This window comes from Blautia sp. HCP3S3_D9 (genome assembly GCF_052063845.1).
Classification (GTDB): Bacteria; Bacillota; Clostridia; order Lachnospirales; family Lachnospiraceae; genus Blautia_A.
Genome location: NZ_JBQHWS010000210.1, coordinates 1 through 3,664, shown reverse-complemented (window position 1 = coordinate 3,664; position 3,664 = coordinate 1). Strand labels below are relative to the sequence as shown.

General features: G+C 40.2%; 3 protein-coding genes. 1 reads left to right on the top strand and 2 read right to left on the bottom strand.

Translation table 11 applies throughout. From position 1 onward, the window contains the following. Positions 1–134 precede the first annotated feature (134 nt). A complete protein-coding gene (gene fabV / locus ACTNES_RS19985) occupies positions 135–1,319 on the top strand; it encodes an enoyl-ACP reductase FabV (protein WP_291817458.1) in 1,185 nt (394 codons plus the stop codon). A gap of 109 nt (positions 1,320–1,428) precedes the next feature. Here fabV and ACTNES_RS19980 read toward each other — a convergent pair whose 3' ends face one another. Continuing rightward, positions 1,429–2,712 (bottom strand): hypothetical protein, encoded by a 1,284-nt coding sequence (locus ACTNES_RS19980; RefSeq protein WP_320812979.1) that lies wholly within the window; start codon positions 2,710–2,712, stop codon positions 1,429–1,431. Positions 2,713–2,806: 94 nt separating this feature from the next. Next, the coding region (locus ACTNES_RS19975) for a lectin like domain-containing protein (protein ID WP_441040488.1) at positions 2,807–3,664 on the bottom strand (858 nt) is incomplete at its 5' end.

Below are 3,664 nucleotides of genomic sequence, written 5' to 3'. Positions count from 1 at the left end.
CCTTCTTTCGTAAATGTTGCAAATGTTTGTTTTGGCACTTTCATTATACAACACATGGAATCGAGGTGTCTTTCTTTTATGCAAAATCACGAACTTGCTCATTTATAGTTCATATAATAATCAGGAGAAGAATTATGATCATCGAACCAAAAGTAAGAGAATATATCTGTACAACCGCACATCCACAGGGATGCGCAGAAAGTGTACGCAATCAGGCAGATTACGCCTGTAAGCAGGGAACAGTAAACGGAACAAAAAAAGCACTGATCATCGGATGCTCTACAGGCTACGGTCTTGCATCACGCATCTGCGCTTTGGAGAACTGCGGTGCAGACACACTGGGTATTATGTTTGAACGCCAGGCAAATGGCAGAAGAACAGCAACACCGGGATGGTACAATACAGCAGAGTTTCACCGTCTGGCAGCAGAAAAAGGTGCTTATGCCAAGACCATCAACGGAGATGCGTTTTCAAAGGAAATCAAAGAGAAAGCCATTGAACTGATCAAAAAAGACCTAGGAAAAGTAGACTTGGTAGTCTACAGTCTGGCAGCACCGAGACGTACAGATGCTAACGGCAAAATCTGGTCATCCTGTCTGAAAACCACAGGCGAAGCTTTCACAGAGAAGAGCCTTGATTTGCGAAATAATGAGATTATAGAAAAGACAGTAGGTCCGGCTACTGAAGAAGAGGTTTTAAGCACAGTGAAAGTTATGGGAGGCGAAGACTGGGCAGACTGGATTGATGCGCTGAAAGCAGCAGATGTACTGACTGGGAACGCAGTAACCGTAGCATATTCTTACATTGGACCTGAACTTACTTATCCAATTTACTATCACGGAACCATCGGAACTGCAAAACAGCATTTACAGAAAACAATGTCTGAGATCAACCAGGCACACCCGGATGTCCGTGCGGTAATCTCAGTAAATAAAGGCCTCGTAACTCAGGCAAGTGCAGCAATTCCGGTTGTGCCGTTGTATTTCGCAATCCTCTATAAAGTAATGAAAAAAGCCGGAACCCATGAAAACTGCATTCAGCAGATTGCCAGACTTTTCACTCAGAAACTCTATGCACCAACAGGCTTCCAGACAGATGAGAACGGCTTCATCCGCATGGACGACTACGAACTGACACCTGAGATTCAGGAAGAAGTAAGGAGATGTTGGAAGGCAGTTACTACACATACGGTAAATGAGTATTGTGACATTGACGGCTACTGGGAAGATTTCTATCATATGTTCGGATTCCATTATAGTGATATTGACTATACACAGGATGTGGATGCGAGTGTGGAAATTGATGGAATTGTAATGTAAAATTGCTATAAAAAAATTCTCTCCGGGAAATATTTATGAATGTTCATAGATATTTCCCGGAGAGAATTCTTTATATTACAGTGCCGGGGTGAAATGATACTGATCTGTTTTATTTTTTGTACCAGAATTTTTGGCATTTAACACTTATTTTTTTGGGTGTATCAGCCATTTTACCAACATAAATTTTCAGTGTTTTTGTTTTTCCAGGTTTCAGGGTTCCGCTAAAAGATTTGGTGAGAATGACATCTTCGTTATTGGCGGTAGTAAATTTCAGTTTTGCTTTTGTGACGGGATATGCGGATTTATTGGTAAACTTTACATAAAAATAAGTTTTCTGTGAGCCTGGATAGTAATTATATTTGGCTACACTGACTTTCAATTGATTTACTGTGGGTTTGGGTATATTTTTATACACTGTAAAAAGTGTAGTATGCTTCTGACCGTTGTATAATGCAGTGATAATAGCTGTTCCCGGTTTTTTGGGAAGCAGGTATTTACCTGAAACGGCCAGTACATTTTTGTTACTGGATTTAATTTTGGTAATGGTGACAGCGCCTCCTCCATAAACAGTGAGGAAACTGGAAAGCGTGGTATTCTTGCCAACTTCGATAGTTGCCATTTCAGGAACATATGCAACAGAAGGCAGAACTGTGAATTTCTGTTTAACTGTTTTTGATTCATATTTGACAATTACTTCTGTAGAACCGGTTTTTTTCAAAGATACATAGTAGGAAGCATAATAGCTGCCTACAAACGGAGAACCGGAAAGAGAAGCAATAGATGAATCTGCGAAACTGATCGATAATCTGGAAACATCTAAAGAAAAATTGGAATATGGATCGTGTACATTAATGGTCAGAGTATCCATGTCTCCTTCGTAATGATTTTCTGCAAAATTAATAATAATTTCCGGTTGTTTACGTTTTTCACGAACAGTAAGGTTTACCTGGACATTTACCTTCGGGATATCATAACTGTCATAGTAAAGGGCCATTTCCAGAGAATTAATGGAATCATAGGCATTAAAATTTCCTTTAGAAGAAAAAATATTACTTCCATTATTGTACAGGGTTGTATAAATACAATCATCCATCTCTACAGTTATACTCTCAGGAGACAAATTAAGACTGGGAAATGTAACGGAAAGCTCGTAAGTGTAATCCATAGTCTTACTTTCTGTGTTGATCCTGTAATCAAATCCCTGACACAGATTGTCATCATCATCGGGATCAAATGTCATAGTTCCACTGAGGGTAAATCCATCGTTGGTGGTTTTCATTATGAGACGGGCCTGGGCATTCTTTGGAAAAAGAATAATCATGGCTATGCCTAAAAATATAAATAGCAGAAAATTTTTCCAGAATCTGGAAACAGAATTGTTTTTGGTATTCATAAAATCGCTCCTCTCTTTTTAGAACGGCAGTGAATACCGTTCTATTTTTATATTCTCAGAATAGTGAAACATGAACAATAACAAACATTATATTCTATAAAAGAAGAAAGCTCTCAAGCGAAGCGTAAGTGGAGAATGTCCAACATAATCCCTGACTGCCCTGATTTTTTACAGGGGATACACGGCCATTCTGGCGCAGGTCATAGGCGGCAGGGAGTGCTGCGGCAGAGGCTGAAGGTGTATTTCCGGTGGTTACAGAGGAAATCATATCTGAATCTTCGTCTTCGTAGGCAGGATTAAGGAGAAATCCACGTTCTTTCAGTTCCTCAGCGGAGTAGATTTCACTGGAAATATCTTTACCGTCTGAACCGGCGGCAGGAACATTTTCTGTAATTTTACCGTTGGTAAATGCTTTGATACAGACATTTGTGTTCAGCAGATAGGTGTTAAAATCTGTCCATATATCCCCATGATGGCTGATATAACTTTCTCCGTCAGAAGCAGTGGCCCGGGAACTGGTGCCGTTCAGAGGGGCTTCGAAATACGTTTTTGCACCTGTACGGCTCCATAATTTTATGACTACAGCAAAGCGGGTGCCTGCTTTTAAAGTTACAGGTCTGGCAAAATCTACTGTATGATATCCGGCATACCGGCAGTTTCCCGAGGCTGCAGGAGAAGGAAGTTTCTGAAAGGAGTTCTGATTTTTAAAGGAAGAAACAATATAAACTTCATAGTTATAATTATTATCATAGGTATAGAAAGAGACAGAACCAAGCTGCTCTTTCCTGACTAATTTCTGTCCGTTTTCAGGGAAAACATTGGCACAGTACAGCTCATCATTATAGCCGAAAGCAGTGGTAGCGCCTAAAGGGTCGTACTGATAAATTCGGCTATAGGTGTTATTATCGGAAACCTTTCCGAAGGCCATGGAGAACTCCTGCATGCCCAGAAA